Origin of the sequence: Salibacterium halotolerans, assembly GCF_900115625.1 — a bacterium.
Classification (GTDB): domain Bacteria; phylum Bacillota; class Bacilli; order Bacillales; family Marinococcaceae; genus Salibacterium; species Salibacterium halotolerans.
On record NZ_FOXD01000022.1, the window covers coordinates 1 to 24,866 of the forward strand.

26 protein-coding genes are annotated in these 24,866 nt (G+C 50.4%); 5 read left to right on the plus strand and 21 right to left on the minus strand.

What is annotated here, in order from left to right:
* Nucleotides 1–159: 159 nt before the first annotated feature.
* The 15 genes from BM124_RS19540 to BM124_RS15140 all read right to left on the minus strand — a co-directional run bounded on the left by BM124_RS19540 (nt 160) and on the right by BM124_RS15140 (nt 14,645).
* A complete protein-coding gene (locus tag BM124_RS19540; RefSeq protein WP_280139751.1) occupies nt 160–294 on the minus strand; it encodes a hypothetical protein in 135 nt (44 codons plus the stop codon).
* Between the two features lie 134 nt (nt 295–428).
* Nucleotides 429–2,270 (minus strand): adenine deaminase, encoded by a 1,842-nt coding sequence (locus BM124_RS15075; protein WP_425288596.1) that lies wholly within the window; start codon nt 2,268–2,270, stop codon nt 429–431.
* Between the two features lie 79 nt (nt 2,271–2,349).
* A complete protein-coding gene (locus BM124_RS15080) occupies nt 2,350–4,062 on the minus strand; it encodes a DUF6044 family protein (protein WP_093338754.1) in 1,713 nt (570 codons plus the stop codon).
* Entirely contained in the window at nt 4,062–5,189 is a 1,128-nt protein-coding gene (rffA, locus tag BM124_RS15085; RefSeq protein WP_093338755.1) for a dTDP-4-amino-4,6-dideoxygalactose transaminase, read from the minus strand. Before rffA ends, BM124_RS15080 begins: the two co-directional genes overlap by 1 nt.
* Nucleotides 5,190–5,207: 18 nt before the next feature.
* Nucleotides 5,208–5,573 (minus strand): EamA family transporter, encoded by a 366-nt coding sequence (locus BM124_RS15090; protein WP_093338757.1) that lies wholly within the window; start codon nt 5,571–5,573, stop codon nt 5,208–5,210.
* Nucleotides 5,574–5,595: 22 nt separating this feature from the next.
* Entirely contained in the window at nt 5,596–6,267 is a 672-nt protein-coding gene (locus BM124_RS15095; RefSeq protein ID WP_093338759.1) for a GNAT family N-acetyltransferase, read from the minus strand.
* 12 nt (nt 6,268–6,279) lie between these two features.
* Nucleotides 6,280–7,266, minus strand: a complete 987-nt coding sequence (locus BM124_RS15100) for a glycosyltransferase family 2 protein (protein WP_093338760.1) — start codon at nt 7,264–7,266, stop codon at nt 6,280–6,282.
* Nucleotides 7,253–8,290, minus strand: a complete 1,038-nt coding sequence (gene rfbB / locus BM124_RS15105; protein WP_212634970.1) for a dTDP-glucose 4,6-dehydratase — start codon at nt 8,288–8,290, stop codon at nt 7,253–7,255. Before rfbB ends, BM124_RS15100 begins: the two co-directional genes overlap by 14 nt.
* On the minus strand, nt 8,287–9,213 hold the full coding sequence (gene rfbA, locus BM124_RS15110) for a glucose-1-phosphate thymidylyltransferase RfbA (protein ID WP_093338824.1): 927 nt from the start codon (nt 9,211–9,213) through the stop codon (nt 8,287–8,289). Before rfbA ends, rfbB begins: the two co-directional genes overlap by 4 nt.
* A gap of 357 nt (nt 9,214–9,570) precedes the next feature.
* On the minus strand, nt 9,571–10,458 hold the full coding sequence (locus tag BM124_RS15115) for an aldo/keto reductase (protein WP_093338762.1): 888 nt from the start codon (nt 10,456–10,458) through the stop codon (nt 9,571–9,573).
* Between the two features lie 82 nt (nt 10,459–10,540).
* The gene (locus BM124_RS15120; RefSeq protein WP_093338763.1) at nt 10,541–11,860 is read right to left on the minus strand and encodes a S1C family serine protease; all 1,320 of its coding nucleotides are present in this window, start codon (nt 11,858–11,860) and stop codon (nt 10,541–10,543) included.
* Nucleotides 11,861–12,028: 168 nt separating this feature from the next.
* Nucleotides 12,029–12,862, minus strand: a complete 834-nt coding sequence (locus tag BM124_RS15125) for an SDR family NAD(P)-dependent oxidoreductase (RefSeq protein WP_093338764.1) — start codon at nt 12,860–12,862, stop codon at nt 12,029–12,031.
* A 25-nt stretch (nt 12,863–12,887) separates the two neighbouring features.
* The gene (locus tag BM124_RS15130; protein WP_093338765.1) at nt 12,888–13,079 is read right to left on the minus strand and encodes a hypothetical protein; all 192 of its coding nucleotides are present in this window, start codon (nt 13,077–13,079) and stop codon (nt 12,888–12,890) included.
* Nucleotides 13,080–13,098: 19 nt separating this feature from the next.
* A complete protein-coding gene (locus BM124_RS15135; protein ID WP_093338766.1) occupies nt 13,099–13,299 on the minus strand; it encodes a hypothetical protein in 201 nt (66 codons plus the stop codon).
* The gene (locus tag BM124_RS15140) at nt 13,296–14,645 is read right to left on the minus strand and encodes a PulJ/GspJ family protein (protein ID WP_093338767.1); all 1,350 of its coding nucleotides are present in this window, start codon (nt 14,643–14,645) and stop codon (nt 13,296–13,298) included. Before BM124_RS15140 ends, BM124_RS15135 begins: the two co-directional genes overlap by 4 nt.
* Nucleotides 14,646–14,691: 46 nt before the next feature.
* On the opposite strand from BM124_RS15140, the gene BM124_RS15145 reads away from it, so the two are divergent.
* Together BM124_RS15145 and BM124_RS15150 are read left to right on the plus strand one after the other, a co-directional pair.
* The gene (locus BM124_RS15145; protein ID WP_212634971.1) at nt 14,692–15,105 is read left to right on the plus strand and encodes a type IV pilus modification PilV family protein; all 414 of its coding nucleotides are present in this window, start codon (nt 14,692–14,694) and stop codon (nt 15,103–15,105) included.
* Nucleotides 15,093–15,578 carry a hypothetical protein gene (locus tag BM124_RS15150; protein WP_093338771.1) on the plus strand — a complete coding sequence of 162 codons (486 nt, stop codon included), beginning with the start codon at nt 15,093–15,095 and terminating at the stop codon, nt 15,576–15,578. The genes BM124_RS15145 and BM124_RS15150 overlap by 13 nt, the downstream gene beginning before the upstream one ends.
* A gap of 1 nt (nt 15,579) precedes the next feature.
* Here the strand turns inward: BM124_RS15150 and BM124_RS15155 are convergent, their stop codons facing one another.
* The 5 genes from BM124_RS15155 to BM124_RS15175 form a co-directional block, all read right to left on the minus strand.
* A complete protein-coding gene (locus tag BM124_RS15155) occupies nt 15,580–16,161 on the minus strand; it encodes an LOG family protein (protein WP_093338772.1) in 582 nt (193 codons plus the stop codon).
* A 239-nt stretch (nt 16,162–16,400) separates the two neighbouring features.
* Nucleotides 16,401–16,523, minus strand: coding sequence for a hypothetical protein (locus BM124_RS19545; RefSeq protein WP_280139753.1), 123 nt, complete (start codon nt 16,521–16,523; stop codon nt 16,401–16,403).
* 67 nt (nt 16,524–16,590) lie between these two features.
* Complete coding sequence (locus tag BM124_RS15165; RefSeq protein ID WP_093338775.1) at nt 16,591–17,919, minus strand: 6-phospho-beta-glucosidase; 1,329 nt, start codon at nt 17,917–17,919, stop codon at nt 16,591–16,593.
* 164 nt (nt 17,920–18,083) lie between these two features.
* On the minus strand, nt 18,084–19,910 hold the full coding sequence (locus BM124_RS15170; protein ID WP_093338776.1) for an ABC transporter permease: 1,827 nt from the start codon (nt 19,908–19,910) through the stop codon (nt 18,084–18,086).
* Between the two features lie 18 nt (nt 19,911–19,928).
* Nucleotides 19,929–20,690 carry an ABC transporter ATP-binding protein gene (locus tag BM124_RS15175; RefSeq protein WP_093338778.1) on the minus strand — a complete coding sequence of 254 codons (762 nt, stop codon included), beginning with the start codon at nt 20,688–20,690 and terminating at the stop codon, nt 19,929–19,931.
* Nucleotides 20,691–20,847: 157 nt separating this feature from the next.
* Between BM124_RS15175 and BM124_RS15180 the strand changes: the two genes are divergently transcribed.
* Together BM124_RS15180 and BM124_RS15185 are read left to right on the plus strand one after the other, a co-directional pair.
* Nucleotides 20,848–21,585 carry a MurR/RpiR family transcriptional regulator gene (locus BM124_RS15180; protein WP_093338779.1) on the plus strand — a complete coding sequence of 246 codons (738 nt, stop codon included), beginning with the start codon at nt 20,848–20,850 and terminating at the stop codon, nt 21,583–21,585.
* A 315-nt stretch (nt 21,586–21,900) separates the two neighbouring features.
* Nucleotides 21,901–23,190, plus strand: coding sequence for a glycosyl hydrolase family 18 protein (locus BM124_RS15185; protein WP_093338781.1), 1,290 nt, complete (start codon nt 21,901–21,903; stop codon nt 23,188–23,190).
* A gap of 243 nt (nt 23,191–23,433) precedes the next feature.
* On the opposite strand, the gene BM124_RS15195 is transcribed toward BM124_RS15185, so the two are convergent.
* Nucleotides 23,434–23,694, minus strand: coding sequence for a NifU N-terminal domain-containing protein (locus tag BM124_RS15195; protein WP_093338784.1), 261 nt, complete (start codon nt 23,692–23,694; stop codon nt 23,434–23,436).
* A gap of 206 nt (nt 23,695–23,900) precedes the next feature.
* Here BM124_RS15195 and uvsE point away from each other — a divergent pair, with 206 nt between their 5' ends.
* Nucleotides 23,901–24,857: a UV DNA damage repair endonuclease UvsE gene (gene uvsE / locus BM124_RS15200; protein ID WP_093338786.1), complete on the plus strand. Its 957-nt coding sequence runs from the start codon at nt 23,901–23,903 to the stop codon at nt 24,855–24,857.
* The last annotated feature ends 9 nt before the right edge of the window (nt 24,858–24,866 follow it).

Genomic DNA, 24,866 nt, shown 5'->3' on the forward strand with positions numbered 1-24,866 from the left:
ATTTGCTTCCTAGGCATACATGGATGATAGAGGACCTTCTCTTTTTTTGCCAATCATCAGCTTTCGTCGCTACCGAGAACTATTTTACACATACTAGGTTGAAAAACCTTTTAAAAAAAAGAACCGGCAGCCTTTTCCAAGGCGTGCCGACTCGGGGTGTTATGTCGTTACGGTTTGTTTGGAATGGCTCGCGGATACCAGGATCGTCTCTTTGCCTTCATCAAAGGATTTGTACTCGATCCCTTCTTTCGTTTTGATGCCGAGCACTTTCTCTCCAAAGAAGGATTGAATCACGGGGATCGCCGCGTTATAGCTACTCCTTCATGCTTAGGAAGAGCCCTGCAACAAAAAAAGGTATTGATTTCCAATACGGTTATTTATTGTTATCATTTTGCAAGACTACTGCCTTTTCCATGCTTTTCTCTGCTTCATCCTTCGTCCACGAGCAGCGGCACATGGTGAAATCCTTCGTCTGTATGTTGAACCAGCCCGATATCAGAAAGCCGGAGTTCCGGTATGACGACCAGCGCCAACAGCGACAGGGTCATAAACGCGTAGTTCATGGTACAGCCGGCCGCTGCGAGTGCGCTGCTGACAGCGCGTGACTGTTCCGCGACCTGCTCAAACGGCTCCGGTGACATAAGGCCGGCCACCGGAAGCGGCAGTGCCGTCGTGTCGTTTTCGGTAACAACTACTACGCCGCCCTGCATGTCGATCACTTTATTGGCGGCTTCAGCCATCAGCGTCTCATCATTTCCGATCACGAGCAGATTATGGGAATCGTGTGCTGTCGTGGAAGCCAGAGCCGCCGGTTTCGTAAACCCGACGTTCGTCAGAAATGCCGACGCCTGCGTCCCTTTCAGGCCGTGGCGTTCGATCACCGACATCCAGCATACGTCTTTGTTCTCCGGAAGACGCAGCCTCCCGTCACGAACCGGAACATCGATATGTTCTTCTTTCGTATCCACGTGGTTTTCCCGTACCTGAATCGCTCTTGCAGTGTACGTTCCATCCGGTTTTCCCGCCGGTCCTTCCACGTGAAAATCTTTTGCTTTCACATCCGAGCGCAGGTGAACAGACTGCATGGCTTCGTCCGGGATACCGCTGCTTTCCCAATCAATCAGCATGGCCCCGTCCTCCGCGGCTTCTACACCGGCGGCAATGGTCGTTTGAACCTTCACGTCGCGAAGCGGTCCGTCCAGGATGAGAATGTCGGCGTACCTGCCCGGTGTGACCGAACCAATATCCTGAGACAGTCCGAATCGTTCGGCGGTATTCAGGGTGGCCATCTGAAATGCGGTCACAGGCGGTACGCCCTGTTCGATGGCGTGCCGGACGACGAAATCCATATGCCCTTCGTCCACCAGGGATTCCGGGCTGCGGTCGTCGGTGACGAGCATGAGCCGGCGCGTATTGATGCCCTGCTCGGTGTATGCAGTAATCGTCGGTACGACGTCATGCCACGCTGACCCACGGCGGAGCTTGGCGTACATGCCGAGCCGTACGCGGTCGATGACTTCTTCGGCACTTGTCACTTCGTGATCCCCGGAAACGCCGCTCGCAGCATACGCCGACATCCGCCAGTCCCCGCTCGGCCACGTGTAATGGCCGTCTGCGACCCGGCCGGCCTTCAGCGTTTCTTTAATCTCACCGAGCATTTTCTCATCGCCGAACACAACGCCGGGGAAGTTCATCACTTCGCCGAGAGCCACCATGTCCGGCCCCCACGTGAAAGCTTCCGCTACGTCATCCGAGCCCAGTTCCGCCCCGCTCGTTTCAAACGCGCTGCTCGTCGATGGCACGCAGGAAGCCGCCTGCATGTAACCGGCCATCGGGGTTTCGCGGAGTTCATCCAGCATCAGCCGCAGCCCTTTCATGCCGAGCACATTCGCGATCTCATGCGCATCGAAAAATCCGCCGGTTGTACCTTTTGGCAGTACAGCGCGGGCGAACTGTCTCGGCGTGATCTGACTGCTTTCAATATGACAGTGGCCGTCAATCAGGCCGGGAGTCACGTACCGGCCGCCGGCGTTTATAACCCGGGTGGCCGGCCCTATCGTGTGGGAGGCGTTATATCCAACGTAGGCAATGCGCTCTCCCTGCACCGCAATGGACATGCCCGGCTGTATTTCGCCGGACATCACATTGACGAGTCTCGCGTTTTCAACCACCAGGGTGGCGGATTCATCGCCGCGCGCGGTTTTCACCAACTGTTCCATATCTTCTGCCAGTGTTTTTCTTGAATTGGCAAATGTCATCGTATCCATCATTTCAGCTCCTTTATCTTACTCATATTATACGAATGAAAAGCGAAGCTGAAAATAGATCTGTCAGCCTTTTTTCCAAGCCTTATGATTCGGCGCGGTACAAGCGGATTTTCCAGGCGGAAGTGTCGTTTTCGAACACTTTCTCAAGCTCCAGATTATTCTCTTCGGCGTTTTCAATTTCAACGGCGGACAGAACATATTCGCCGCCCATATTCTTGAATGCCTGTGTCCCGAAGTCCAGGTTGTCTATCGTTTCCTGATTGTTTTTCGTAAACAGATAATTCTTGCCCAGTTCGTCGGAGAACACGTAAGCCCTTCCGCCCCAGTCATTGTAGTAATTTTGAAGGGTATCGTTTTTCGCAAGTTCGCCTTCGATAATGTTTTTAAACCGGTGTTTATACTCGAGCGGATACATCGTGACGTAAAAATCAAGCGTATAGAATCCATTGTACTGCGCGACAGCGGGGTGCATTCCGATACTGACCACCCGGTAATCTGATGGATCCTGCCCGATATAATTCTGAATATCGGAGAAAAGGTCTTCCGCGTAAAATTCTTCGTACGACGGATAATCGATGCTCCGGTATTTGAATTCATGGTGTCTGCTTGTTTCCCCGGCAACCTGGCCGATCAAAAGCAGCACAACGAGCACTACGCCGAACTTGATTCTGCGCTGAATCATCATCAGCGAGAGCCCGAAGACGACATACCAGATCACCACATTCAGAAGGTGGAACCGGCCGAAGTTGAACTCATTGATTAAGTCAACGGCATCTTTCAGCACCCGCATGCCTTCCCAGTTCCAGATCGAAATCCAGAAGGAAAAAACAACAATCAGAAGCAGCAGCCACGGAATCGCTTTTTCTCCGGACGTTAACGGGGCCGGCTGTTTTTTTAGTTTCAGCCGCCGGACAGCAATGATACCTGCCGTGAATAACAGCGCGAACACCGCGGTGAAAAAGGCAAACGGATAGTGGTACACATACGAATGGGAATGGGCATGCAGCAGGTTGTTAACGAAAAAGTCAGTGACCGTATCCCAGTTCCGGTATCCCCTGTCGAATTCCACCCGGTGCGGCGTGAATCCCTGGCCCAGGAGCTCGCCGTATACGAGCCGGTACTGTTTGACTAAGTACAAAGCCGTCATGAACGCGATGCCGCCGATAAACTTCCAGTTCGGTTTTTTATGCCGAATCGCATCCACAAGCCAGAATATACCCATAGAAGCGAGGAAAAAGATGAACGACACAATGAAGCTGGAGTAAAAAGGAACAACAAGAAGTATAAGCCAGTTTGTCCAATAGTCTCTGCGCTTCCATATATTCAGGAAAGCATAGAGCACCAGCGGAACACCGGCGAAACTCAAACCGCCGAACGGCCAGAACGCCGGAAGGGAAAACGCGAGCGCTGTTCCGACACTGATGAAGGAGCCGGCTTTTGTCTGCGGCAGTACATGTTTTTTCATGAGAAGCAGCATGCCGAAAAATGCCGTGAAACGCATCAGAAATAAGTTCACCGCGTAAGCCGGGAATGGATCGAATAAGGAGAAAAGCAGCGCAAACATGCTCAATTCCGCACCGAGTGCTTCTCTTGGAAGGCCGTTCATAATCGATGGAATTTCTGTGTCATTTGAGGCAAACAGCACATTGTTCTCTACCAGCGTTTTATACCAGATTAAATTGGAATCCAGGTTATCATGGATCCGAAGATGGGCATCTTCCCCCAGAATGACAAGCGGGGAAAGATAAGCCAGGATCAGGCCCACACTGATCAGGATCCACGTCCTCTCTCTCATCACTTGTAAAAACTCCTAACCTGTTCTGTGATTTCTTTGATCTGTTCCTGCTGCAATCCGTAAAACATGGGCAGACGCAGCAGTCGTTCGCTTTCGCCTGTCGTCCAGCGGTCGGTGCCGTGAAAGCGGCCGAAACGCTGTCCGGCAGCTGATGAATGCAGAGGAACATAATGAAAAGCCGATGTAATACCAGCTTGTTTCAAGTGCTCCACCAACGCCGTCCGTTCTCCGATACCCGCTGTTTTAATATAAAACATGTGGGCGTTATGTTTACACGCTGCCGGAACCTTCGGCAGTTCCAGCAGACCGTCTTCCTCCAGCGGTCGAAGGTTTGCGGCATACGTCTCCCAGGAAGCAAGACGATCGTTATTGATCGCGCGGGCGTGCTGGAGCTGTGCGTATAAATACGCCGCATTCAGCTCCGCCGGAAGGTAAGAAGAACCGGCTTCCACCCAGGAATATTTATCGACCTGTCCGCGGAGAAACCTGGAACGGTCAGTTCCTTTCTCCCGAATAATTTCAGCCTGCTCCTGTTTATCGGATCTGTTCAAAAGAAGCGCGCCGCCCTCGCCGCTCGTATAGTTTTTCGTATCGTGAAAACTGAAGCAGCCGTAATCGCCTATCGTGCCGAGTGCCTGTCCTTTGTATGTACTCATTACACCCTGCGCGGCATCTTCAATTACCTGCAGATTATGCCGCTTTGAAATGTCCATAATGGTGTCCATCTCACAGGCTGTTCCCGCATAATGCACCGGTACGATGACTCTCGTTTTTTCCGTTACAGCTTCTTCGATTTTTGTTTCATCGATGTTCATCGTATCCGGCCGGATATCGACGAAAACAATCCGCGCGCCCCGAAGCACAAAGGCATTGGCTGTGGAAACAAACGTGTAGGACGGCATAATGACTTCATCACCCGGTTCGATTCCGGCAAGCATCGCCGCCATTTCCAGCGCATGGGTGCAGGACGGCGTAAGAAAAGCCTTGGACGCGTGAAAAGAGTCCTCCAGCCACGTCTGGCACGCTTTTGTGAAGGGTCCGTCCCCGGACAGCTTCCCGTTCTCAAGCGCCTGCTGCATATAATACATTTCATCTCCTGTGACCGGAGGGGTGTTAAACGGAATCATAATCGGTCGTCCTTTCTGTTAAGCGGATTGGCTCATTACGACAATGCCGGACACAACAAGCAGCATTCCGATCAATTTAAATGACGTCACCGGCTCGTTGAATAAAAAAATCGACAAGATAAATACGAGAATAAACGACAGGCTCATAAAAGGATAGGCATAGCTGATATCAAACTTGGTCATCGCCGCCATCCAGCACATCGCTGCCAAAAAGGCAGAAAGAAAACCCGACAGCACGAGCGGGTCCAATAACAATTTGAGCAGAAATACCCCTTTGTCCCATAATTCGTCCGGCAGACTGCCGTATTTACTGATGCGCCACTTCAGTATGAGCTGGCCGTAGACCGTGAATAACACGGTGCCGAAAATATATAAATACCCCATGCCTCCAAAACCCTTTCCGCTTCTATTGGTTCAGCTTATGATACACATCGACCGCATCTTTAAATTTAAAACCAAGCGAAGCCGTTAAATTCACCATCGCCAGGTTCGCCGCTGAGATGGACGTCTTCACTTCTTCATACCCTTCGTCAAACAGAATCTGGACGGCTTTGCTCCAGAAATATTTCGATAGGCCGCGGCCCTGGTACTCCGGCCAAAACGCCTGCAGCAGCACCTGGTTGCCGGAATACGCAAAGAAACCGGCCAATTCACCGTCGTAGGCAAGCCCCCATACGCCTCCTTCGTCATACAGCTGACCAAGCCAGTTGTCATAACGGCGGTCGGCGCCGCTTCGGTCCAGCCTGAAATCGCGGTGGAAGCGCCCGTGTTCATAAGCTCCCCGTGAAACGGCAATAATGTCTTCCCGCGGGACATCTTTCATCAATGTCAGTTTATCGTCTTCATACGTTGTAAACTGGCTCCTCGTGCATACCGGAACGAGCAGCGTATCGGTATAATAGAAGCCGTACTGCTGTAGCAGATGTTTGGAATCCAGAGGATCCACCTTGATCGTAAAATGCCCTTTCAGCGCTTCACTCTGCTGCAGCGCCTTTTCAGAATGCTCCAGCAGTTCATACGTTTCCATGCCGAGGGCGCGTTTATCCCACGGCGTTTCTCTCATTATATTTTCACTCACAGGCGTATCCTCCTATTTCTGTTTGGATGCCGGGATCGGCACCGTTTTTTCTACATTTTTTTCATTAAATCCAACCGATTCCTGCACAATATAGAGCGGTCTGTTTTTGACTTCATTGAACACTTTTCCCATGTACAGCCCGAGAATGCCGAGATTGGCAAACAACAGACCGCCCACAAAATAAATCGAGACCATAATACTCGTCCAGCCGGGGACCGGTTCGAACATAAAGAAATATTGATACATCAAATACAGACCATAAAGAACCGCTCCGGTGGATAGCAGGAACCCGAACTTAATCGATAACCGCAGCGGCTTGTTGGACTGCGATACAATGCCATCCACAGCAAGGTTCATCAGTTTGGATAAGTTATAGGATGACGTTCCGGACATGCGCTGCTGGTGCTCGACATCGACCGCCGCTGTTTCAAATCCCATCCACTGGATAAACAGCGGAAAATTCCGGTTCTGCTCCCGCAGATGCCGGTAATTCTCAATAACTTTCCTCGAAGAAATGCTGAAATTGGCAATCGCCGGATCGGATGTACTCTCCGTGAAATAATCGTACACTTTGTAAAACAGTTTGGATTCCCACCTCTTCAGCAGGGTGTCCTCCCGATCGCGTCTGCGGGCGAAGACGACGTCATATCCTTCACGGGCTTTCGCATAGAGTTTGGGAATCTCTTCCGGCTGATCCTGCAGATCACAGTCCATGACAACGACCCAGTCTCCAAGAGCTTCATCAAGCCCCGCGGTAATTGCTGTGTGCTGGCCGAAGTTTTTGGCAAACTTGATGCCTTTCACCCGTTTGTCTCTTGCGGCCAGCTGCTGGATAACACTCCACGACTGGTCCGGACTGCTGTCTTCCACCATAATGATTTCATACTGCCAGCTGATGGATTCCAGTGTTTCGCTGAGGCGGTTGTACAGCTGCATGATGCAGTCGCCGCAGCCGTACACCGGGGTGACAACGGAAAGATGAGGATTATTCGTATTCATCGATATACCACTCCACCGTTTTTAATAGTCCGGATTCAAAATCTTCTTCCGGCTTCCAGCCCAGCTCTTCTTTTATTTTCTCAGCATCTACGGCGTATCTGCGGTCATGGCCGGGCCGGTCTTCGACATACGTTATCAATTCCCGGTAGCTTTCCAGTCCGGTTCCTTCAAGTTTTTCGGCTTTGCGCTCATCAAGCATGGCGCATATTTTACGGGCAATGTAGAGATTGGTTCGTTCATTATCTCCGCCGATATTATACGTCTGTCCTGCGCGCCCCTGCCAATACGCCAGTTCCACTCCGGCACAGTGATCCGTGACATAAAGCCAGTCCCTGATATTTTGCCCGTCGCCGTAAATCGGCACGGTTTCCAGATGCAGCGCCTTGCGGATAATGGTCGGAATCAGCTTTTCGTCATGCTGATTCGGGCCGAAGTTGTTGGAGCAGTTAGTGATGATTGTATTCAGTCCGTACGTGCGGTAATAACTCTGCACAATCATGTCCGACCCTGCCTTGCTTGCGCTGTAGGGGCTGCTCGGCGCGTAAGGAGACGTCTCGGAAAAAAACCCCTCTGCCCCAAGCGTTCCATACACTTCATCGGTGGAAATGTGATGAAAACGGGCGGTTTCGTACCCGGGATAACACTCGTGCGGCCCTTTCATCCAGTAGTTTTTGGCCGTATCGAGCAGAGTGAAAGTGCCGTGCACATTCGTCCGGATAAACGCATCAGGGTCCTGAATGGAACGGTCCACATGCGATTCCGCCGCAAAATGAATCACACCGCGCACGTCATGTTTTTCAAACAACCTTTCGAGCATCACCCGATCGGTAATACCGCCTTCGACAAAATGGTGGTTCGGAAGCCGGTTCAACTGCATGACGCTCTCCGTATCGGCGGCATACGTGAGATTATCCACATTCAGAAGCGTAATCTCCGGATGCCTCCGGGCAAAGCGGGATATAAAATGCTGTCCGATGAAACCGGCTCCTCCGGTCACCATGATCGTTTGTTCATCTGTCATCATTTCATCAATTCCGTTCTGTGGGGATCTTCCTGGTCCACTGTGCCGGAAGAAACCGGCGTTCTTTCGACGGTGCGGAGCAGGTATTTTTTGTATTCACTGTTTTTCATATCATAAATCTTCTTTAATAACGAATCACGGTCCAGGTAGTTCATATAGAAGGCGATTTCCTCCAGACATGCTACTTTAAAGCCTTGCCTTTTTTCAACCGTTTGAATGAACTGGGATGCATCGAACAACGATTCCGGCGTACCGGTATCGAGCCAGGCAAAGCCGCGTCCGAGCAGTTCCACATTCAGTTTACCGGCTTCAAGGTACGCTTTATTAATATCGGTAATCTCAAGCTCGCCGCGATCGGACGGGCGCGCTTCTTTGGCGATATCCAGCACGTCATTGTCATAAAAATACAGACCGGTTACAGCAAATTCGGATTTCGGCTGTTTCGGCTTTTCTTCCAGGGATTTCACGCGTTGATTTTCGTCGAATTCGACGACACCGAAGCGCTCCGGTTCACTCACCCGGTACCCGAACACAGTCGCGCCTTCTGTCCGCCCCGCCGCTTTTTGCAGGAGCGGGGTGAACCCCTGTCCGTAAAAAATGTTATCCCCGAGAATCAGAGCGACATGATCGTTTCCGACAAACGATTCACCGATCGTAAACGCCTGCGCCAGACCGTCCGGGGACGTCTGCACTTCATACGACAGAGAAATACCGAACTGGCTGCCGTCTCCGAGCAGTTCTTTATACCGCGGCGTATCTTTCGGAGTGGAAATAATAAGGATTTCCCGGATGCCTGACAGCATCAGCACAGACAACGGGTAATAAATCATCGGTTTATCATATACCGGCAGCAGCTGCTTGGACATGCTTTTGGTCATCGGATAGAGCCTTGAGCCGCTTCCGCCTGCCAGAATAATTCCTTTCATGGTGATCCTGCCTCCTTGCTTCACATACTTGTTGATGATCACTTGTCTATTTCCTTTCCCTGCGGACGGGAAACATCCGTGCATTCCGTACCTCTCCTCCTATTCAGTCTTCGCAATGAAGCACCTTTTCATCACAGCTGCAGAATAAAGGTTGGTATGACAGGGATTTGGGAACACACAACTGTTCATCTTTCTTTCCTAAGCATGAAAACAAAATGTGTCAGTCGTGCGTCATCCCATAGTTTTTTACATTTTTTTAAATTGATCCACACCCCGCAAAAAAGCCCCGAACGGATCTAATCTGCACAGATTCGTCCGGGGCTTTTCTATGGTTCATGGCCCACTCGTTAGAGATAATCAAACAATATCGAGCGGCTGTTTGCGGTCGGGGGCGGGAAAAGCCTGGTCCAGTGTCCTGCAGTCTTCTTCGGTCAAGTGAATCCGGGCGGCTTCGGCGTTATCGTATACGTGCTGCGTCTGCATGGCTTTTGGAATGGCGAGAATATCGCCGGCCTGAATCACCCAGGCAAGCAGAATCTGCATGGCGGACGCGTTATGTCCTTCTGCTATCTCCTGTATCCGGGGATGCTCCAGCATTCTGCGCCGCAAGGCACCGCCCTGGGCCAGCGGGCAGTACGCCATCATCGGAAGGCGGTTTTTGCGCATCCACGGCAGCAGGTCATACTCCACCCCTCTCGAACCGAGATGGTACAGCACCTGGTTGGTCTGACAGGAAGCGGCGTTGTCATTCTGCCATAATTCCTGCATGTCGGCGGTATCGAGATTGGACACACCCCAACGCCGTATTTTTCCGTCCCGTTTCAGTTTCTCCATGCCTTCCACGGTGTCCTCAAGGGAAAAACCTCCCCTCCAATGCAGAAGGTAAAGATCCACATATTCCGTTCCCATCCGCTTCAGGCTTTCTTCACAGGCCTGTATTAACCTGGAACCACCTGCATTGTTCGGGAGTACTTTGGAGACGATAAACGCTTCGTCCCGCCGTCCCTGTACCGCTTCGCCTGCAATTTGCTCCGCGCCGCCGCTGCCGTACATCTCCGCTGTATCTATCACGGTCATGCCAAGATCCAGTCCAAGCTGCAGCGCGCGGACCTCATCCTCTTTCTGATCCGGTTTTTCTCCCATGTGCCATGTCCCCTGCCCGATAACAGGAAGTTCTGTCTTATCAGGGAGGGTCAACGTGCGATGCTGCACGGCCTGTCGTATGTCCGCTGCATCCTTTCTCATCCTGATCCACCTTCTTTTCCCTTTTTATTTCATGAAAAACAGGGCTGCCCCCTGATGTTTTAGACAGCCCTGTTTCGTTATTTTATCCCATTTGTGTTCCGCTTTGACCAAGTGTCAATTCTGTCGTCTGCTGGCTGCCGTCGCGGTAAAACGTTATTTCCACTGTTTGATCAATGGAAGCCTGGTTGTAAAGGAAGCTCCGCAGATCCTGGCCATTTGCGATTTTATTTCCGTTAATGGATGTGATGACGTCATACTGCTGAAGTCCGGCCTGCTCGGCAGCAGAACCCGGCTGTACGCTATTCACGAAAACACCCTGCTCCACATCTTCCGGCAGATTCAACGTCTCCTGCCAATGGTACTGTGGAATTTGTGATAAAGAACCGATCGTCACGCCGATTTTAGGACGTTCTACTTTTCCATTCTCCTCCAGGTCTTCCAGAATAGGAACTACCGTATTGGAAGGAATCGCAAAACCGATACCTTCCACCTGCGTCTGTGCTATTTTCATAGAGTTAATTCCAATGACCTGGCCATTTGCATTAATCAAAGCACCACCGCTGTTACCGGGGTTGATGGCAGCGTCGGTCTGCAGCACATCAGCTGTCCAGTCGGACTGGCCGTTGCCGTTTCTGTCTACTGGAATGCTCCGGTCGATAGAACTGATAATTCCTTTCGTCACCGTTCCATTCAGGTTGCCGAGCGGATTACCAATCGCCATTGCCGGCTCCCCTACACTTAGTGTGCTGGAATCACCGAATTCAGCGACGGTGCTTACATTTTCAGAGCTGATTCTCAGTACTGCCAGATCGGTCAAGGCATCTGTTCCAACTACTTCCGCCTGCACACGGTTTTCGTCTGTCAGACCTACTTCAATTTGACTGGCTCCCTCAATGACGTGGTTGTTTGTCACCACAAAGGCAGAGCCACCTTCTTTTTTGTAGATGACACCGGAACCGGCTCCCTGTGTCTGCGAACTTCCTTCCTGCAGCAGACCGCCCTGCTGATTCCGGAAAATACCGACAACGGCATCAGACACGTTGTTTACAGCGTCCGTGATTTCTGTCGATACATTGACACTTTCAATCGACATATCCGTGGTTTCAGGGGAAGCTGACGCTGCTGTTTCCTCCTGCGAACCATTGCTGCCGCCTGCCGCACTGCTCGACTGGGTGTTATCTCCATTCATAAGCGGCATCAATGCTGCTACGATGAGCGCACCGATGACGGCTCCAATTAGACCAGTGATACCCGCCTTTCTGCGCCCTTTTTTGTAACGCCTGTTGTTGTCTTCTTCGGCGGTCTGATGAGAAACGGTCTCCAGTTCCTGATGATGTTCGTGCTGATTGTCGTGTTCTTGATGATCCGATTCAGGATAATGCTGATTATCAAAACGATCCATTATAAAATCCTCCTTAATAAGACATAATATGCGAAAAATTGCAGGCTTTATCGATTGCTGATTCATACTTTATAGGACTTATGTGTCAGCCATATGTCTACTGAAAAATTTCTCATGCCGCCCTTTTCGATGTATGTCTTTCCACGAACACCAACCATTCAAACCCATTCAGCGAAAAATTCGTCGAAGGATGATCCATTCCAGGAGGCGGTAGGGAATCAGGGGTTTGACGTAGTGGTACATTCTGGCGGAGGTTCCCATTGGATAACGCAGCCGGGGCTTTTTTGTTTTCAGGATGTTCTCAAGAACCGTTGCTGCCACTTCCGGATCTGAACTGCCGGAAGCCGCCCGGGATGCTTCCTTTTCAAGGTTGGACGTTAGTGTGTCATACGCTTCGTCGGCGTGCGCTCTTTCCTGAAGGGCTTTCTCCCAGATTCCGGTCCGGTAACTGCCGGGTTCGATAAGGGAGACGTAAACCTGAAACGGCAGCATTTCATACCGCAGCGATTCACTGAAACCTTCCAGTGCAAACTTGGTTGACGCATAGGCGCTCATGCCGGGAAGGCCGATACGCCCACTGATACTGCTTATGTTAATGACACGGCCGAAGCGCTGCCTGCGCAAAAGCGGCAGGAGCGCTTTCGTCAGCCGGATGACGCCGAACATATTCACGTCAAACTGCTCCTGCCACTGCTCTTCGGACAGTCCTTCCACGACACCGCCCTGGCAGTATCCAGCATTGTTGATCAATACATCTACGGAATCGGAACTTTTTTCGAGAAAGGCGGTGAGTCGTTCGATGTCATCAGGATTTGTCACATCGAGCTGCCATAGGTGCAGATGTTCCTGTTTCCCAATCTGCTTCGCTTCCTGCACGAGGAACTCTCCTTTTGCCATGTCCCGGACGCCGGCAATGACGTCATAACCTTTTTCAAGCAGCGTCCGCACGAACACGCTGCCAAAGCCGCCGCTGCTTCCTGTTACCACCGCGTAGGTTCCCATTGTTGTCTCCTTTCTGGCCTGCCTTTTACTGCTCGGAATTCTTGATGTATTGCTTGACGAAACGGATAAACCAATACAGGAATACCCACGGGGCAATGATTACGGTAACCCAGAGCAATACCGCTGGAAAAGCAGGACCAACCGTTTCCATCCGGAACGACATAATAATAACAAAAAGAACGACGGCAAGGACGGTGCCGTAGAGTACGTATTTCATAATGTACCCCTCCAATACGCTATTTTCTTCTTTTTACCACCTTCAGTATATAGACGAAACCCCCGAGAGCGATTCCGGTAAGTACAACAAAAAGCATATAATCAGAGCCGGGCTGCGATGCGGAGTCTGCCTCTTCCGCCGTAAACAAGTTCATCAGCGGCATGATAATCCAGAAAATCAAGGCATAGCCGGCGGGCAGAAGGAAAAGAAGCTTCTTCATTCTATCCCTCCTCCGTTTTGAAACGGGTAGTCTACCGGGTCATCAATATAATTTTCAATAGAGCGGAACGTCACATCGGTACCGCCGCTTGTCACATGAAAGCCGTCGCGGGCGATAACACTTCCCTCAAATGAACTGCCGTTAAATGTGACTTTTCCATTCGGTGCGTATAAAAAGCCGCTGAAAGACAGACCCCCGCTGTTTATACTAATATCTCCCCGGCTAACAACAACAGCGTTGGTAAACGTATCAACATACCGGCCAAGCTCGTTATCATTGTAGCTCTTGATTGTGATATCACTGCCATACAGTTTCATATTTTCCGGCTGCACGTTCTGATTGTACCTATGCTCGGCGTACCACTCATCAGCTTTGGGGTTAGGAAAAAACATGTCCGGCATATCAACGGACGGAACAGATGTCTCTTTTATCATTCGATCCAGAATATAAGAATGATAATCGGATGGATTTTTTAATGTTCCTGTATAGTAGATACGGCTGTCTTCCCCAAAAGATGGAGTCCAGCCCAGTTCCACATCCCCGTTCACATACACATTCCCATGGATATGGGCGTCTTTCAGCCGGAAGTCGCCGTTTACATGCACGTCTCCGTAAATATGTCTGGAGCCTCCCCATAGTTCAAGGTCCCCGTTCACATGGATCTCCCCCGGTTTACTTGCAGAGCCAAGACCGGCACTTCCACCGTCCAGGGTGACTGCATCATCGATATAAATATTGGTAACACCTGTAAAGGCACCTCCATTGAAGTCACTTGTCTCAAGCGGATCGCGTATAAAAACAGAACTGCCATCTCCGTAAACATTATTCCCCTGGAAAGAGAACGAAGAACCAAGTATAAATAACTCACTGAGCATCCCGCCGAAATCTCCTCCCGGCTCCGGGGGATCGAGGGTGACGACGGCTCCTCCGTCGGCCTGTTCGGCTTCAATTACCGTATCAACGGTGAAGGTCTGGCTGTGATCATCGGCGAGCGTGAACTGCACGTTCAGTGGTTCGTCCGGATTCACATTTTCACAATCCGGCACGCCTGACAGGGACGTGTTATCATTATGAATAGTTAACTCTTCTGCATGAAATCTTCCATCTGAAAACAAATTTCCTGTGCAGAGGGAATACGTATCTCCCTGATGCTTCTGCCGGAGTTCCGTAACAACAATGTTCGCTTCCTGCCGCAGGTTCACTTGGGAGTGGGTGCGTTCCCCAAGCGACACGCTGCTCACCAGAACCGTGGTGACAAGGCCTATGACCACCGAAGACAGAAGAATCGTCAACAGCACTTCAATTAACGTGATTCCGGATGTCTGCCGATAATAGGTATGCAGCACTTATATCCCCGCCGTCCTTGAAATTATGTATGAAGAAGGTGACACGATGAAAAAAGCCCCTCTTCTGCTGCGGCAGCAGGGATTCACCCTGGTGGAACTGCTCGCTTCGCTGACTATATTAAGTATAGTGATTATCAGTTTTTTATCTTTTTTCTCGCAGTACATCCTGTTCTCGGTACGCGCGGAAGACGAGCTGACAGCCGTCAACGCGGCAGAAGAGGTGATGTATGAAGTGAAGAACGAGCAGAATCAGCCCGGAGAGATTCAATTGAACAACAAAACATACTACCCGGACGTCCACCTGTGCCGATCGGACATGGAAGAACTCGGCCGCGTGCATGTCGAGATTTTCCGCGAACAGAATCCCTCTTCGTCCGCTGAACCACTTTCGGAACTGTACAGTTATGTGGACACGGATGAATACGGCAGTCTGGAGGGAGCACCGTCATGCCAAAGCTGAATGAATCGGGCTACACGATGATTCTCGTTCTTCTTACCATTACGATCATTGGTATTATGGTACCACCTATCATGTCCAGTATAATGAACAGTTCATCGCAGTACAACGAAAGTGAAGAGAATATACAGCGGAAAAAGTTAATGGATATGGGAACCATCCGTATCGAAAAAAAGGTGGAACTCGCCGTTGAGGAAGCAGAAGACATAGTGGAAAGGGAAACGAAAGAAGGAGAAACGCAAGACCCCGAAGACCGGTTTTTCAACCTTCTTCAAAACAGACTTCCTTCCTCAGAGGAAACCATTGTCCTGCAGGACGGCGGGGAGCAGTTCATCTTATCCCACGGCAGCCCTTCCCCGAGCGGCGGCGGTATCACTGTATCCTATGAAGTAACACCGTCGCTGGACGGAGGAGGAAAAGAGGCGGCAAAACTGCAGGATACCGTGACGGTAAATGTGTCGCTGGCAGAGAGATAACTCAGGTTTCTCCCTCTTCAATATACTGTTTCACATCAGGCGCCTGCCACGTATGAAACTGATCAATCATGCGGGAAGCATCAGCCTCGACAACAGCCATGGATCGGTATTTTTCATCCAGAAACTGCTGATCGGTCATCTGATCGAAAAAGGCGGCGAGCGCGTCATAATATTGTTCAATATTGAGCAGCCCGAGCGGTTTCTGATGCAGGCCGAGTTGTCCCCACGTGAAGATTTCCACGAATTCTTCAAGCGTACCGGGGCCGCCGGGAAGCGCGATGAAACCATCCGCCAGTTCAGCCATTTTGGCTTTTCGTTCATGCATGGAGTCTACGACAATCAAATCATTCAAGCCTTTATGAGCGATTTCTTTCTCGTCCAGCATGGTTGGTATCACACCGGTCACCCGGCCGCCCCCGGCAAGTACCGCATCAGCCGTCACTCCCATCAGGCCGACGGACGCTCCGCCGTAGACGAGTTCAATCCCCCGTCGGGCAAGTTCGCGCCCAAGAGCGGCGGCGCCTTCCTCATAAACAGGAGAGGCCCCTTTCCTGGACCCGCAGAATACAGCAATCCGTTCCATGTCTCATCACTCCTTTTTGCTTGTCCATCATTTTATCCTATTTAACTGTATCAGATGATATGTTCCATCACCACTTCTTCCTTTATGAAAAAAATCGGGGTGTGGTCGTTTCGGGCCGTAGCAGTTCCATGGACACTACACCACTGGTCTGCATACGTAGTGTCCACGGAAATGGGATCAATGGACACTATAACTTTCTGCAACGGCAGATAGTGTCCATTGATTTCCGCCCGCACCGACTACCTTCCGTTTTCAGCTGCGTAGTGTCCACCAAACGGTGATCCGTGTACACTGGCTTCTCTTTTTTCCATAGTAGTGTCCATGGGCGCCATCAAGCGCCGGCGCGTTCTGCTTCTGTTCATCGTTGTACTGTCTTTCTTAAAAAAAGGAACTGTACCTTTTGGATACAGCTCCTCTCAACCGGTATGATTATACTTCTGCTTTCTGGAAAAACTGCGGCAGCCATGGTTTATGGGCTTCCATCATGTCATCTACAATCTGCTTGGCCATCGTATCGGACGGCGTCAGCGGATTGATCGCAAGGGCCAGTACAGCTTTTTCGTAATCGCCGGTTACCGCGGCTTCGGCGGCCACGCGTTCAAACGATTTGATCTGCTGCACAAGACCCTGCACCTGCACCGGCAGTTCACCGATGTTCAGCGGTTTCGGTCCCTCTTTTGTAATCATGCAGCTTACTTCCACGGCGGATTCTTCCGGAATGCCAGCAATCGCACCACTGTTCACGACGTTGACAGGCTGGATATCGCCGCGGTCTGTGTGAATGGACGTAATCAGGCGTACGGCGGCGTCGGAGTAATACGCTCCGCCGCGGTCTTCGAGCTGCGGCGGTTTGACCGACAAGTCCGGATCTTTGTACAACTTGAACAGTTCAGACTCCAGCTTCTGTACCACTTCCGCCCGCGTCCCTTCTTCTTCCGCTTTTTTGGTGTCTTTTGCAATCATTTCATCGGTTTTGTAATAATAGTTGTGATACGGGCATGTGAGAACATTCAGGGAGCGCAGGAATTCAGGCTCCCAGTTCATGCCGTCGATGTTTTTTACGAAACTGCTGTTACCCGGCTGACTCAAGAGTTCAATTACTCGGTCTTTGACACTTTCTCCATCAAGAAAGACATCCAGCCCGTATACCATGTGATTCAATCCGGCGAAGTCGATTCGTATTCTGGAATGGTCGACCTCAAGCAGTCCGGCGATTCCCATTTCCATGCCGATCGGTACGTTGCAGAGACCGACTATTTTAGTAATGGACGAATACCGCAGCACGGCCTCGGTCACCATGCCGGCCGGATTCGTGAAATTGATGAGCCACGCGTCCGGGCACAGTTGTTCCATGTCCCGGCAGATATCCAGGATAACCGGAATCGTACGGAGTCCTTTGAATAGACCGCCGGCTCCGTTTGTTTCCTGACCGAGCAGACCATATTGCATTGGGATTCGTTCATCTTTGGCCCTTGCATCCAGCATACCAACGCGCAGCTGCGTGGTCACAAAATCCGCATCGCGAAGGGCTTCGGTGCGGTCCAGGGTCAAATGGACATCAATCGGCAGCCCGGCCTTTTTTATCATACGTTTGGCAAGATTCCCGACAATCTCGAGTTTTTCCTGCCCTTCTTCTACGTCAACGAGCCACAGTTCCCGTACCGGAAGCTCATCGTAATGCCTGATAAATCCTTCCACCAGCTCCGGCGTATAGCTTGATCCGCCGCCGATGGTCGCAATTTTGATTCCTTCGCTCATCTCGTAACACCTCCACCTTCATTTAATCATGAAGGAGAAAAGCGTCATAGGTTCTGCGTGCATTCTGTGCAGTTTCACGCGCGTTGTAATTTGTTATCTTAAAAAAACAATGTGTTTTTTTCACAAATCTGCACAGCGGACCGCAGTGGAAGAACGTTAACCCATCACTTTTGCTGCGGCAGCACCATGCCTTGGTACATCTTGACCGTCAGCCCGTAGTAAAGGAAATACAGCAAAATAAACACGAGCAAGGACACCCATATCCGGTAATACGGCTCGAGCAGGATGAACGAGAACATGTTCATCCCGATCAGAACATGAGCCAGTCCGAGAACAGCCGGGATCAGGAAGATAACAAACAGTTCACCGGCCACCGAGCGCTTCAGGAGCCGGCGGGATACACCGATGTTCTGCAGCATCCGGTACCGCGGGATATCACCGGCCGCGCCGGACAGTACTTTGAACATGAGGCAGCTTGCCATCATCGCCAGAAACGCCGTACCAAGAAAAAATCCCATGAAAACCGTGCCGGTGGCAAGCGTCTGGTAGTTGTCAAACGTGGCGTATTTGCTGCGTGAATAGTAGTTTTCTTTTCCCGCTTCTTCCATCTTTTGTTCTTTAATCTTCTCGAGTGCCGCCAATGGATCCAGATAACTCATAAAGTCATCCGATTTTCCGGCAAAGACGGTTTCTTCTTCCGCATCGATATTTTCATACAGCGCGCGGCTTACAATAAGCGGAGCTTTGGAATAATCACGTGACAATTCTCTCTGCAGAAACCGCGTCCACTCCGATCCCGGATCTCTGGCTGCTTTCACGTCAGCCAGGGACTCTCTGTCTTCAGGCAGTTCATTTTCCAATGTTTTCACTCCCCCTGATGATGTCCGCATCTTAGGAGGCTGACCTTCAAGGTCTTCTTTCAGATAAAACGTGTAATCTTCGTTCTGTTTGTACCGGTACTGCCAGATGCCTGTAAACGTGATATCGTCCAGAATCTCTTCTGCTTCCGGACCGGCATTGTGCACGACAGCATCGTAAAACCCGGCCTGTTCTGCAAATACCGGTGCGTTATTTTTGAAAGCCATTCCGCCGGATATTGCTCCGGCGCCAAGGGCGATCAGCATCGCAGCGGTCGCGAGAAACTTCTTCAGGTTCTGCACCCGGAACGTGAGCTGCGAGAGGGTGAATGCGCGAACTCCTTTCTCCTTCCACGTCCCTTTTTCTTTCACGGCTTTCAAAAGCACCGGCAGCAGTGATGAAAACAGGAGGTAGGTGCCGAGTGTCGTCAGGATGGCAGCGGAGAAAATGCCTGTCTCCCTCAACTGTTCCATAAAAATCAACGACAGCCATCCTCCCGTCAGACTGACAATACCGGCAGCCATCATGACGATATTCACCTTAGGCCGCGCGGGCATGCGGTCAGAGGTGGTATCCGCGTGAACAAGGTCCAGAACCTGAACTCTGGAGAGTTTGATATGATTCCATACCGCCGTCACGATAAACAGCACCAGGAAAAACAGCAGCGTGACAACAAGAGACGGAAGGTAAAACGAATGATACCCCTCAAGACCGGCGTCAAGCTGCCCCATCACCATTCTTGCCGTAATCCAGGACAGTACCGTGCCTGCAGCAATACCTATCACGAGCGCCATCGCTCCAATCAACAGATTCTCCAGAAACATCAGCCGCTTCAGATGGGATTTTTTTGCCCCAAGCAGTAAAAACATGCCGTATTCCCGCTGCCGCAAGGAGAGCAGGAAGGTGTTCGTATATAAAAGGTAGAAAAAGGTGATGACAGCAAGCAGAAACGAACCAACGTGAAAGACAAGCTGCATCGAAGAAATCATGGCATTGTCACTGGTGAACTCGTTATTTAATGCAAGCGTCTGAAACATATAAAAAATGGCAATCGACATGACCAACCCTGTCAGTAGAATAATATAACTCTTCCGCTTTGACTTCATGCCGTTCCAGGCTAATTTGACAAGCAATGCGGCCCCCTCCTTTTCCTACAGTTTTTTCTTTCCGGCTTCCGCCTGTTCGTCGAGAATTTGTTTAAAAAATTCTTCCCGCGTTCCGTTCCTCTGCATTTCTTTGTACAAACGACCATCTTCCAGAAATAGAATCCGGCCGCAGTAGCTGGCGCTGAATGCATCGTGTGTGACCATCATAATGGTTACTCCGTGATTTTCGTTCAAGTGCTGTAATGTCTCCAGCAGCCCCTTGGCATTACCCGAATCAAGCGCCCCGGTCGGCTCATCGGCGAGAATCATACTGGGGTGGTGAACGAGAGCTCTCGCTGCGGCGGCACGCTGCTTCTGTCCGCCGGAGATCATCGCCGGATATTTCGAGAGGGTATCTTCCATCCCGAGCATCCCGGCAGCCCTCTGCACTTCTTCGCGCACGCTCCCCCCTTTTTGATTCTGAAGAAAAAGCGGCAGCGCGATATTTTCATAGACCGTCATATTTTCGAGCAGATTGAAGTCCTGAAAAATGAACCCAAGCCGGCGGGCCCGGAAATCGGTAAGCTCTTTTTCTTTCATGTCTGTCACATTCGTACCGGCAATGGTGATACTGCCGCTCGTTACCCGGTCCAGCGCGGCAATGGTCTGCAGAAGAGTTGTCTTGCCGGAACCGGAAGCCCCCATCACACCAACGAATTCTCCCTCCCCAATAGAAAAGGAAACGTTGTCGAGAGCTTGATACGACGCTTCCTTACGGCTTCCATATACTTTATTTACATCTTCCACTTTTACAACGGATGAAGCCATGCTTATCTTCTCCTTTTCTCTTTGTTATCTTTGTATTATTTTATATAATACAAATAGTGTAGTAAACCTTTTTTCTGTTTTATTCACGTAACGATGTGTTTTTTTCATGACTGTGATATGATACGTGTAGAACAGAACATGGAGGATAAGATAACACATGTTTACCAATGAAGAGATTGCCTCCCTCAATGAACTGGAAACGTCGCTGTATCAATACATTATGAAAAACATGGAGAAAACCGCCTATATGCGGATCCGGGAACTGGCGGAAGCCACTCATGTCTCCACGACAACGATCCTGCGGTTCTGCCGCAAAAACGGATGCGAAGGCTTCTCCGAATTCAAGGTGAAGCTCAAGATGCACCTGGAGAACCGGGAATCCACCGTTGTGAAAGACTCCCGCCATGCGGTGAGCGAATTTTTCGAACGGACGCTTGCTGGCAATATGGATGACAACATTCAGAAAGCGGCGGACATTATCCAGCCCGCCGATCACGTATTATTTATCGGTATCGGCAGTTCCGGCATTCTAGCGGAATACGGGGCACGGTATTTTTCCAGCCTGGGTACGTTTTCAGTGTACATCAAAGACCCCTACTACCCGATACACACTCATGTGCTGGAACGAAGCGTCATCATTGCTTTGTCCGTTTCCGGGGAAAATCGTTATACGACCACCCACATTCATCAGTTAAAAGAAAAAGGCAGCACCGTTATCGCCATTACCAATACAAAACATTCCACCATTGCCTCGATGGCCGACCTTACGATTCCTTATTACGTCACAGAAGAAGCTCATCAAGGATCCAACATTACCACCCAGATTCCGGTCATCTACTTACTCGAAACGATAGCGCGCGAAGTGTATAAGAAAAATCAGGCGCACGACGTTTGAATGACAGCGGATACGGGAATTTCATCAACAGGATTCAAGACAAAAAAGCTTGGGTTTTACTAAAAAGGGCAGGGGCGCCTCACCTTCTTTTAAAAATCAGCGTTTGAAATAGATACGAAGCGGCGGAAAAAACGGGTATTTATGCTCTTTTTCGTTTCCACACCTGCGAGGCTTTTGGATATCCTGCAGGTGCAAAAGAGCCGCAACGTAAATGTATACCCGCTTTGGCACCATGTGCCAGAGCGGGTTATTTTTTTTTGAAACAAGAATAAGATGAATACAAGGAAAGTGATTTCGTGAAAGGAGGTTTGTGCCATGCAGATTCATGTAGTCCAGCCCGGTGAATCGTTATGGGGCATCGGACAGATGTATAATGTCCCTTATGAAACCATCAGAGATGCCAATCAAATCCCGGAAGCCTCCCGTCTGGTTGTCGGTCAGACGCTTGTCATTCCTTTTGAAGGCCGGCTGCACTGGGTCATGCCCGGTGAGAGTGTATGGGAGATCAGCCAGCGGTATGGGGTGCCGTTCGATTTTATTCTGCGTCTGAACAATCTGCCTTTATCTGCTGTACTTCCGGTCGGTTTTCCGCTGTACATTGACCGCCCTGTTCCGATGAAGCCGGTGGTGGACGTCGGTGCTTACCTGAACCCGAACATTACAGGAGATGAATCAACGGACGTTGTGAATGAAGTCGGCGAGTACCTCACCTACCTGCAGCTGTTCAGCTATCAGATGAACCGCGATGGCACACTGACTTCGATGGACGACCAGGCTATTATTAATACGGCGTACGAAAACAGGGTTGTCCCCTTAATGGTTATCACCAATATTGAAGACGGCGCGTTCAGCACGGAGCTTGCCGCAGCAGTACTGCAGAATGAAGAGCGGCGGAACCGGATGCTCGATGAGGCGCTCGCGATTATGCAGGAAAAGGGATTCCTCGGCATTGATTTTGACCTTGAATATGTAGGAGCGGAGAACAGAGAAGCGTATAACGAGTTGATGCGCGAAGCCCGCGCGCGGCTGGACGAATACGGGTATCTGCTCTCCAGTGCGCTTGCGCCGAAAGTGGAGCCCGGCATGACCGGTGATTTATACGAAGGACACGATTACGCCGTACACGGGGAACTGGCTGATTTTGTTTTTCTCATGACATACGAATGGGGATATTCCGGCGGGCCTCCACAAGCTGTTGCACCGGTGGATCAGGTGCAGCGCGTGATTGAGTACGCCCTCACCCTCATGCCGGCGGATAAAATCATGCTCGGCATGCCGCTCTACGGCTATGACTGGACCCTTCCGTTTGTGCAGGGGGAAACGCAGGCCGAAGCAATCGACCACCAGCAGGCACTGCAGCTCGCGCTTGAGTATAATGCAGCCATTTCCTTTGACGAAACGGCGCAGTCCCCGTATTTCACTTATTACGACGAGACAGGCGCGCAGCATGAAGTCTGGTTTGAAGATGCACGCACCGTACAGGCGAAATTCAATATGATCAAAGAAAACGGGCTGCGCGGCATGTTTTACTGGGTGCTCGGCTGGGACTTTCCACAGAACTGGCTGTTGATTGAAGAAAATTTCACGGTGAATAAACGGTTGTAATTATACTGCCAGCGCGGGCAGTGAGATGATAGACAGTTTGAATCGAAGAGTGTCCGTTATATCTGTTTTATAGACATTTTTCATACCTTTTTGTCCGGTAACATAAAGTTATAGACACTTTCGGCTCTCTGTGCACTGATTTTGTCCCGTATCCGCAGATTATGGACAGTTTCATCCTGAAAATGACCATAAAAACAGCCCCGGTCTGCTGTCATCCAGCCAGTCCGGGGCACTTTTACGATCTTATTCCGCTTCGGCAAAAACCTGTTCCACTTTCGGGGTCAGGTCATCCCAGTCGGCATCCATCGTTTTATTCACTGTAACAAAATCGTTGACACCGAAAATATTGTCTACGCCGTCCAGCTCCAGCAGTGCCTGAGCCAGCTCGTGATCGGTGCTGTCTCCTTTTTTCAGGGAAGTGCTCTTTTCAAACAGATTCCGGTCCGCGGTAAACTTCATCGCATTCGGATTCGGCGTTGGTTCCGCCTGTACATTAATAGCCATTGTGGTCTCCTTTCGATTACACGCTTACAATCATGCAGATCTTTTTCTTATCATAACACTTTTTATAATGAATATTAAATAAGATTCATCTTTTTCGTGAAGACAGTGTCAGATAAGAGATCGTGGTTTTTGGGGTGAACGGCTGGGTAAACTATTAGTATAATGGAATAACATAGAAATGATGACAGCCGCAAAGGAGCCCTGCAATGATTTTACGATTTGGTTATGTATCCCATGCGTTATCGCTCTGGAACGCCTCTCCTGCCGGAACGATGACGTACAAAAACTGGTCCGCCATGGAAGAACCGGACCGGACGGAGAAACTGCACCGCATCACCCGCGGCAATCTTGAGAATACTATCCGGGCACTTCATTTCAATATCGCCCACCGTATTCCGCTGTACCGGTTTTCTTCCGCTCTCGTGCCGCTTGCAACGCATCCGGAAGTGGACTGGGACTATATCACGCCGTTCAGAGATCTTTACGCGGAAATCGGCCGGCTCGTGAAGACCCACCAGCTCCGTACCAGCTTTCATCCCAACCAGTTCACGTTGTTCACAAGTGATAAAGATCAGGTAACCGATAATGCCGTCACCGACATGAACTATCACTATCACGTGCTTGAAGCGATGGGGCTGGCGGACGAAGCGTATATTAACCTTCATATCGGCGGAGCCTACGGTCATAAAAAGACCGCGGTCGAGCGTTTCCATGAAAATATCAAGAAGCTCTCCCCCGTCGTGAAAGAACAAATGACGCTTGAAAATGATGATAAAACCTATACCGCCTCCGAAGTACTGGATATCTGTGAAGCCCAGGACATTCCGATGATGTTTGATTATCATCACTTCGAGGCCAACAAAACGATGGAAGAATCCCTCCATGACATCCTCCCGCGTTTTTTCGCGACGTGGAACAGCCAAAACGTTCCGCCGAAAATTCATCTATCTTCACCAAGGTCGGACGAAGAGTTTCGGAGTCATGCGGATTTCGTCGACCCCTCGTTTGTTCAGCCGTTTCTGCAGGCGCTGAAACGGTGCGGGCGGGACGTGGATGTCATGATTGAAGCCAAAGAAAAAGACCGGGCCATGCTGCAGCTTGTGGAGGATTTAACATCTATCCGCGGCGTCAAACGGATCAATGAGGGGACCCTGGAATGGTGACTTCCGCGT

What these genes read in the sequence shown, in the direction of transcription:
- BM124_RS15075 (WP_425288596.1), bottom strand. Translation starts at nt 2,270, where the DNA reads ATGATGGATACGATGACATTTGCCAATTCAAGAAAAACACTGGCAGAA.
- BM124_RS15080 (WP_093338754.1), bottom strand. Translation starts at nt 4,062, where the DNA reads ATGAGAGAGAGGACGTGGATCCTGATCAGTGTGGGCCTGATCCTGGCT.
- rffA (WP_093338755.1), bottom strand. Translation starts at nt 5,189, where the DNA reads ATGATTCCGTTTAACACCCCTCCGGTCACAGGAGATGAAATGTATTAT.
- BM124_RS15090 (WP_093338757.1), bottom strand. Translation starts at nt 5,573, where the DNA reads ATGGGGTATTTATATATTTTCGGCACCGTGTTATTCACGGTCTACGGC.
- BM124_RS15100 (WP_093338760.1), bottom strand. Translation starts at nt 7,266, where the DNA reads ATGAATACGAATAATCCTCATCTTTCCGTTGTCACCCCGGTGTACGGC.
- rfbB (WP_212634970.1), bottom strand. Translation starts at nt 8,290, where the DNA reads ATGATGACAGATGAACAAACGATCATGGTGACCGGAGGAGCCGGTTTC.
- rfbA (WP_093338824.1), bottom strand. Translation starts at nt 9,213, where the DNA reads ATGAAAGGAATTATTCTGGCAGGCGGAAGCGGCTCAAGGCTCTATCCG.
- BM124_RS15115 (WP_093338762.1), bottom strand. Translation starts at nt 10,458, where the DNA reads ATGAGAAAGGATGCAGCGGACATACGACAGGCCGTGCAGCATCGCACG.
- BM124_RS15120 (WP_093338763.1), bottom strand. Translation starts at nt 11,860, where the DNA reads ATGGATCGTTTTGATAATCAGCATTATCCTGAATCGGATCATCAAGAA.
- BM124_RS15125 (WP_093338764.1), bottom strand. Translation starts at nt 12,862, where the DNA reads ATGGGAACCTACGCGGTGGTAACAGGAAGCAGCGGCGGCTTTGGCAGC.
- BM124_RS15130 (WP_093338765.1), bottom strand. Translation starts at nt 13,079, where the DNA reads ATGAAATACGTACTCTACGGCACCGTCCTTGCCGTCGTTCTTTTTGTT.
- BM124_RS15135 (WP_093338766.1), bottom strand. Translation starts at nt 13,299, where the DNA reads ATGAAGAAGCTTCTTTTCCTTCTGCCCGCCGGCTATGCCTTGATTTTC.
- BM124_RS15145 (WP_212634971.1), top strand. Translation starts at nt 14,692, where the DNA reads ATGAAAAAAGCCCCTCTTCTGCTGCGGCAGCAGGGATTCACCCTGGTG.
- BM124_RS15150 (WP_093338771.1), top strand. Translation starts at nt 15,093, where the DNA reads ATGCCAAAGCTGAATGAATCGGGCTACACGATGATTCTCGTTCTTCTT.
- BM124_RS15155 (WP_093338772.1), bottom strand. Translation starts at nt 16,161, where the DNA reads ATGGAACGGATTGCTGTATTCTGCGGGTCCAGGAAAGGGGCCTCTCCT.
- BM124_RS19545 (WP_280139753.1), bottom strand. Translation starts at nt 16,523, where the DNA reads ATGAACAGAAGCAGAACGCGCCGGCGCTTGATGGCGCCCATGGACACT.
- BM124_RS15165 (WP_093338775.1), bottom strand. Translation starts at nt 17,919, where the DNA reads ATGAGCGAAGGAATCAAAATTGCGACCATCGGCGGCGGATCAAGCTAT.
- BM124_RS15175 (WP_093338778.1), bottom strand. Translation starts at nt 20,690, where the DNA reads ATGGCTTCATCCGTTGTAAAAGTGGAAGATGTAAATAAAGTATATGGA.
- BM124_RS15180 (WP_093338779.1), top strand. Translation starts at nt 20,848, where the DNA reads ATGTTTACCAATGAAGAGATTGCCTCCCTCAATGAACTGGAAACGTCG.
- BM124_RS15185 (WP_093338781.1), top strand. Translation starts at nt 21,901, where the DNA reads ATGCAGATTCATGTAGTCCAGCCCGGTGAATCGTTATGGGGCATCGGA.
- BM124_RS15195 (WP_093338784.1), bottom strand. Translation starts at nt 23,694, where the DNA reads ATGGCTATTAATGTACAGGCGGAACCAACGCCGAATCCGAATGCGATG.
- uvsE (WP_093338786.1), top strand. Translation starts at nt 23,901, where the DNA reads ATGATTTTACGATTTGGTTATGTATCCCATGCGTTATCGCTCTGGAAC.